A 6849-nucleotide genomic window follows, 5' to 3' on the forward strand; every position below is an offset into this window, starting at 1 on the left:
TGACAGCACCAATAAAATCAAAGTCCCTCCAAAAAAGAGGTAGGGTTTATAGCCTCTCAGGGCAAAAAGTAACGTTTTTTCATAAAGGTCCTCCAAACGAACCAAAAATACATTTTGGAACCAACGAATAGCCCTTCTTAAGAAGAAAACGTTAAATATAACCAGCAGAGCAGTCAAGAACAGTAAATTCCCAAATGCTATCCAAGCTAGGAAATAACTTACGATAGCCAATGCCGTCAAAACTGCTGCAACGATCATCGGTTTCTGAACAGGCTTTTGCTTGTCTACATCCTGTACTTTCATAAACAAGGCCGTCAAAACAGGATTGATTACCAAAGCTACGAATAAGGAGGAAGACAATACGATAATCAAAGTAATGGGAAGGTATTTCATAAACTCCCCGATGATATCATCCCAAAATGCCAAGGGAAGAAAGGCTGCGAGTGTTGTCGCTGTTGATGTTATAATTGGCCAAGCCACTTCACCAACACCTTCTTTTGCTGCCCTAACTGGAGATTTACCTTCCTGCATCAGCCTGTAAATGTTTTCTACGACCACGATTCCATTGTCCACCAGCATTCCCAACGCAAGTATCAGGGAGAACAGTACCATGAGGTTTAAGGTAACACCCAAAGAATTGAGCACCAGGAAGGAGATAAACATTGACAGTGGAATGGCAATTCCAACAAAAAGTGCGTTTCTAAAGCCTAAGAAAAACATCAACACCAATACCACAAGAATTACCCCGGAAATGATACTGTTTTCAAGGTTATCTACTTGAGAACGAGTGGTTTTGGACTGATCATTGGTAATGGTAACCTCCAGATCCTCAGGAAATTTGTTGATTTTTACTTCATCAATTAAGGCCTTTATTTTATCTGAAGCATCCAAAAGATTCTCACCACTTCTTTTTATGACATTGATAGTAACTACCGGTAACTTCTTACTTCTGGCAAAACTCTCTCTTTCCTTATAAGTATCCTCAACTTCGGCGACATCTCTTAGGTAAACAATATTGTTGTTCTCAGTCTTGACGATTACATCTTCAATTTCTATAGGTTTGGCAAATTCACCATCTATCCTTAGTGTTCTTCTGTAATCACCAGATAAAATATTACCACCCGAAATGGTAACATTTTCATCAGAAACAGCGCCTGAGATATCGGAAAAAGTAACCCCTAAAGCTTCCATTTTATAGAGATCTGCATTGATCCGAATTTCGCGCTCAATGGTCCCGCTCAAGTCAGCACTGGATATTTCTGTTAATTTTTCGATCTCATCTTCCAAATACTCACCGTAGGTCTTTAGCTCTTGCTCTGTATAGTTTCCCGAAATGTTTACATTCATTATTGGGAACTCTGAAGTGTTGACCTCCAATACATCCGGATCTCTATCCAAATCATTCGGCAGCTCACTTTTAGCTTTATCTACCGCATCCTTGACATCCTGTATGGCCTTGGATATTTCCACATTGGGATTAAACTCAACCACGATTGATGAAAAATCCTGGATGGAAGTGGAGCTTACATCTTTTAAGTTATTAATTGATTTCAACTCTTTTTCTATGGGTCTGGAAATCAGGTTTTCCATATCTACGGGGGAGTTTCCGGGATAAGCTGTTCCTACATACACTGTAGGAATCACAATTTCCGGAAAACTTTCTTTAGGCATGGTCCTGTAGGCAAACATCCCCAGGAAGGTAATAATCAGTGTAAGGATTACCACACTTGTCCTATTATCTACAGACAGTGAGGAAATTCCAAATTCTCTGATTACTCCTTTTTTCTTGTTTTCTTCTGAAGCCATATTATAATTAAGATGAGATTTTTACATTAAAATTATCTCCTACTTCCCTAAACCCTTTGTCAATAAGTGTTTCAGATCCATCTAAACCTTTAGTGATTTCAGTATGTCCTTCATAGGTCAATCCTCTTTCCACATATTTTTTGTGAGCCACACCTTTTTCAACTACAAAAACATAACTTCCCTGATTGTCTTTAAGAATGAGGTAAGTAGGGACTATCACCGCCTCATCAACATTATAATCCTGAATATTTAAAACCGAAATCATATTTGGTTTTACATTTTCTACTTTCGGTAGAAAAACCTCAACTTTAAATGTTCTGTTATCCGGATTAATAATTTTTCCAACCGCAGTTACTTTGGTTTTTATAGTTTTTTCAATCGAAGGGAAATAAATACTTACAGAATCACCTTTATTCAAAATCCCTACAAATCTTTCTGAGATATCTCCCTCAATAAATAAATCGTCTTCCCCTACAAAATTGACTACAGGAGAACCAGGTTGTACCAACTCCCCTACCCTTACTGTAAGTTCCTCTACTGTTCCATTAAATGGGGCAGTAATGGTAGTTCTATCCTTTTGAAGTTCAATAGAAGCAAGGTTTTTCTCTAGGGTTTCCTTCCTGTTCTTCGCCTCTAAAAATTGAATTTCAGTACCTATCTTCTGGTTCCAAAGTCTCTCTTGTTTTTCAAAAATTGTTTTGGCTAGCTCAAGCTGGGTTTTAATTTCATCCAAATTTCTTTTAATGGATTCTGCATCAATTTTAGCAATTACTTGGCCCTTTCTAACAGACATGCCTTCACGGGTAACAATCTCTTCCACCCTACCTGAAACCTCTGCACTGATGTTTACATTCTTTTTGGAAAGTACAGAACCGGTCACTTCCACATAATGTTCAAATTTACCTACATCGGGTTTTACGGTAGTTACCAATACTGATTCCCTACGGTTTTTCCGAAATTCCGGATCCAAGGAGGATATCTCTTCCTCTAATTCTTCGATCTTAACTTTTAAGGCTGCTGATTCAGATTTGAATGCTTCCAATTGGTTTTTTTTGGAAGAAAGATCATCTTCTTGCTGAGCGCAAGAAAACATTCCCAACGCAAGGGATAGGGTTAAAAACTTAAATGTATTTTTCATAAACATGTATAATCCTTTTCTTATTTTAAAATTCCCAATGCTTTTTCTAAATCTACTCTTGCGATAAACGTATCATAAAGAGCAGAAAAATAATTGGTCTCTGCCTCTTTAAGGGTGGCATCTGCTTCCACTACCTCAAGGTTAGACCCTACCCCTTCTTGGTATTTAATTTTCGCCATATTGAAAACCTCCAGTGCCAAATCTCTGTTTTCTTTTTGCACTTCCAATTCTTGTAAGCTGTTGATCAAATTTTGTTTGGCTTGAAATTTTTCTAATTGAATGTTTTGTATGGTAAATTCTTTCTGAACTTCTAACTGCCTCATTTGCACCCTATTTTGCTGGATTTTATGCTTTTTGAGAAACCCATCAAAAATTGGAATTTCTAATGTAACTCCAACAATAGAACCTGTAAACCAATCTCCTGACCAGAGTTTTGAGAAATTACCTCCAAAAGCATTCCTTTGAAAGGTGTAATTGGCATCCAATCTGGGCATGTATTGGATTTGATTGTTTTTCAAATCCAATACTGCCAAATCGTAATTTGTATTGATTTGATCTACTTCTATTCTTTGTTGACCTTCTTCACTTAATAATCTTTGGGTTTCAAGGTATTGGGTAAAATCATCTAATTTATCGGTTAAGACAATTTCTTCCTCCTCAGGGAAGCCCATTTGCAACTTTAAAAGGGCCTTGCTTACGCTGGTAGAAGTTTTGGCCTTGTTCAGTTCTGTTCTAATATTATTATTTTGAACCCTTATTCTCGTCACGTCTATCTTTTCAGCAAAACCTTCTTCATAAAGAATCTCGGTTTCTTTAAGTAGCGTATCTAATCGATTCAGGTTTGCCTGAATTAATGTCTCTCGTTCTTTACTCACTAATACAGAAAAATACGCTTTTTTCACATTTTCTACCACTTCTAGGTCAGTAAACTCTTTATCAAATTCCACCAATTGCTTATATGTTTTGGCTGCTTTAAGGCCTATAAAATAAGAACCGTTGAAAATCATTTGACTTACGGTAGCTGTCAAATTTGCTGAATAAATCGGGGAAAATTGAACCCCAATAAAAGTACCTTCAGGTGCTTCCGGATCAAAAAACTGAGCGGGAAATGGCGATATAGGTACCTTAAGATTTTTGGTAGCATTCAATCTTGTAGTAATTTGAGGTAGCCCTTCTGAGGTTCGTTCTCCGATCAAACCTTTTGCAGCTTGTATTTCTAATCTTGCATTTCGGGCTTCTGCGTTATTTTCCAGGGCATAGTTCACACTTTCTTCTAAAGAGAAAGGCAGTTGCTGGGCCTGAACTTCAGCTAACCAATGGCCTACCAGCCAAATCGTAAGGGAAAGAATAATTGGTTTAAAATTCATAAAGTTAAATTTCCTGAGTTTGTAGTTTTTTATAGTAATTTGACCTTCCCTGGTCAGTAAGAATTCCATGTATAAAATGATCTAAAATCGCCAATTGGCATTCTAGCAAAGTATAACTTGACCTCGAATAATTAAAAGTTAAAGTATTTGTAATTTGATCCATACGCATATAGGCCAATAACTCTGAATTGATCTCCATTCGGAAATCCCCGGATTCTTTTCCTTTTTCTAATACCATAATAATATTCTGAAGTACTTTTTCCGTTTTAAATTCATTTACCTTTTGCCAGCATTTGGGATAAAATCGTTGGATGTCTTGCATTAACAATGGATTCATACTGGTAAATGCCTCCCTTAGATACCTTGTCATGCGCAACAAATGGTCAATGGCACTTTCATCAATGCTTTCCATCTCATCTAAATCACACCTGTACTCTTTTATTGTTGCCTCTATGGCAGAATTAACCAATTCTTCCTTACTAGAGAATTCTTCATAAATTGTTTTTTTAGATATTCCCGCAATCCTGGCTATCTCATCCATAGTGACTGCTCTTACCCCATACACTAAAAAATTTTCTAGTGCTATTCGAATTATATTTTGTCTCGTTTCCAAATATCCCTTAATAAAAAACTCAGGGAATAAACTAGAGAAACTATCAAAAGGTTCAGAGTTTCTTCAAGAATTTCTATAATTTTTACACTCATTTTTCTTTGCTCTACAAAGGAACTATTTATTTTTTGCAAAAAGGCTATATTAAATTGGGTTTCTGAAGATTTCTTCTTGCTTAAACTTGAAGCCAGAAGGGCAATTTCATCCTTTTTATTTCTTTGACTTAGGGGCAGTCCGTGTTTTTTTCAAGTTATACTGGCTAATCAGTTTCTTACTCCACCTGCACTGCGAAATTTTAAAACCAATTTTGTACATTTGCCCATTCAAAAAAAGCTATCGATCCCTTTATGAAGATTTTGTTTTTTCAATCCCCGGAGAAGACCATTTACGCTTTGGAAACCACTGAAGCGTACAAAAACAATGAGCTTGAGAAATTAAACTGGCTATTTGGAGGTGCTGTCCATTTGGAAGACCTTAAAATTCCCGGCGAGTTTATTGGTCCAAGAAAGGAAATGATTACCCCTTGGTCTACCAATGCGGTTGAAATAAGCCAAAATATGGGAATAAAAGGGATTCTTAGGATCGAGGCCTTCTACCCATGGATTGAAGGTAGTTCTTTCGACCCTATGCTTCAGCGAATGTACAAAGGACTTGACCAAGAAGTATTTGCAATAGCCAAAACACCGGATCCTATACAATATATTGAGGATATCCACACCTACAATGAGAAAGAAGGCCTGGCATTAAGTAAAGAAGAAGTAGCTTATTTAGAAGGGGTTAGTCAATCTTTGGAGCGACCATTAACTGATAGTGAAGTTTTTGGTTTCAGTCAAGTTAATTCAGAACATTGCAGGCACAAGATCTTTAATGGCACCTTTATACTGGATGGAGAGGAAAAACCCATGACCTTGTTTCAGTTGATCAAGGCAACCTCAAAGGCCAATAAAAATGGGATCGTTTCTGCCTATAGTGATAACGTTGCTTTCGTTAAAGGACCTAGGGCGCTTCAGTTTGCGCCAAAATCTTCAGAAAAGGCAGATTTTTTTGAGATTAAAGAAATAGATACCGTGCTTTCATTGAAAGCCGAAACCCATAACTTCCCTACAACAGTAGAGCCTTTTAATGGTGCTGCTACAGGGTCAGGCGGAGAAATCAGAGACAGGATGGCAGGTGGCACCGCCTCAATTCCTTTGGCCGGAACAGCGGTATATATGACTTCATATCCGAGGTCAGAAGCTGGAAGAAGTTGGGAAAAAGACCTTGAAGAGCGAAAATGGCTCTACCAATCCCCAATGGACATCCTTATCAAAGCTTCAAACGGTGCCAGCGATTTTGGAAATAAATTTGGCCAGCCTATTATTTGCGGAAGTCTGATGACTTTTGAGCACAAAGAAGGAGACCTGGATTGGGGTTTCGATAAAGTCATTATGCAGGCTGGAGGAGTTGGGTTTACAGCAGCTCCTTATAGCCATAAAAACAGTCCTGAAAAAGGGGATCGTATTGTCTTGATGGGCGGAGACAATTACAGAATTGGCATGGGAGGGAGCGCAGTATCTTCTTTGAATACTGGTGAACTTAGTCTTTCCTTAGAGATGAATGCCATTCAGCGGTCAAACCCTGAAATGCAAAAAAGGGTTGCCAATGTAATTCGAGCATTGGCTGAAAGTGACGACAACCCCATTATTTCTATCCATGACCATGGCGCAGGTGGCCACCTAAACTGCCTTTCAGAGTTGGTGGAGAATACTGGTGGAACCATTAATTTGGAAAAATTGCCCGTTGGGGACCCTACACTTTCTGCCAAAGAAATCATTGGAAATGAATCCCAGGAAAGAATGGGATTGGTGGTTAAGGATAGCCATCTCGCAAAGATAAAGAAGATTGCAGACCGTGAAAGAGCGCCATTTTATAACATAGGCCAGACGACC

General features: G+C 38.1%; 5 protein-coding genes. 1 reads left to right on the forward strand and 4 read right to left on the reverse strand.

What is annotated here, in order from left to right:
* The 4 genes from AAC037_RS16745 to AAC037_RS16760 form a co-directional block, all read right to left on the reverse strand.
* Positions 1-1806: efflux RND transporter permease subunit (locus AAC037_RS16745; protein WP_339904156.1), on the reverse strand; the 1806-nt coding region annotated here is incomplete at its 3' end.
* A 7-nt stretch (positions 1807-1813) separates the two neighbouring features.
* Positions 1814-2944: an efflux RND transporter periplasmic adaptor subunit gene (locus AAC037_RS16750; RefSeq protein WP_339904158.1), complete on the reverse strand. Its 1131-nt coding sequence runs from the start codon at positions 2942-2944 to the stop codon at positions 1814-1816.
* 20 nt (positions 2945-2964) lie between these two features.
* Positions 2965-4311: a TolC family protein gene (locus AAC037_RS16755; protein WP_339904160.1), complete on the reverse strand. Its 1347-nt coding sequence runs from the start codon at positions 4309-4311 to the stop codon at positions 2965-2967.
* A 4-nt stretch (positions 4312-4315) separates the two neighbouring features.
* Positions 4316-4924, reverse strand: a complete 609-nt coding sequence (locus tag AAC037_RS16760) for a TetR/AcrR family transcriptional regulator (protein WP_339904161.1) — start codon at positions 4922-4924, stop codon at positions 4316-4318.
* 344 nt (positions 4925-5268) lie between these two features.
* Between AAC037_RS16760 and AAC037_RS16765 the strand changes: the two genes are divergently transcribed.
* Positions 5269-6849, forward strand: a 1581-nt coding sequence (locus tag AAC037_RS16765) for an AIR synthase-related protein (protein ID WP_339904162.1), incomplete at its 3' end; no start/stop codon positions are given.

The organism is uncultured Cyclobacterium sp., assembly GCF_963976465.1.
In the GTDB taxonomy this organism is placed as follows: Bacteria; Bacteroidota; Bacteroidia; order Cytophagales; family Cyclobacteriaceae; genus Cyclobacterium.

Excerpts from the sequence above, each read along its gene's own strand:
- AAC037_RS16755 (WP_339904160.1), bottom strand. The coding sequence starts at position 4,311 with ATGAATTTTAAACCAATTATTCTTTCCCTTACGATTTGGCTGGTAGGC.
- AAC037_RS16750 (WP_339904158.1), bottom strand. The coding sequence starts at position 2,944 with ATGAAAAATACATTTAAGTTTTTAACCCTATCCCTTGCGTTGGGAATG.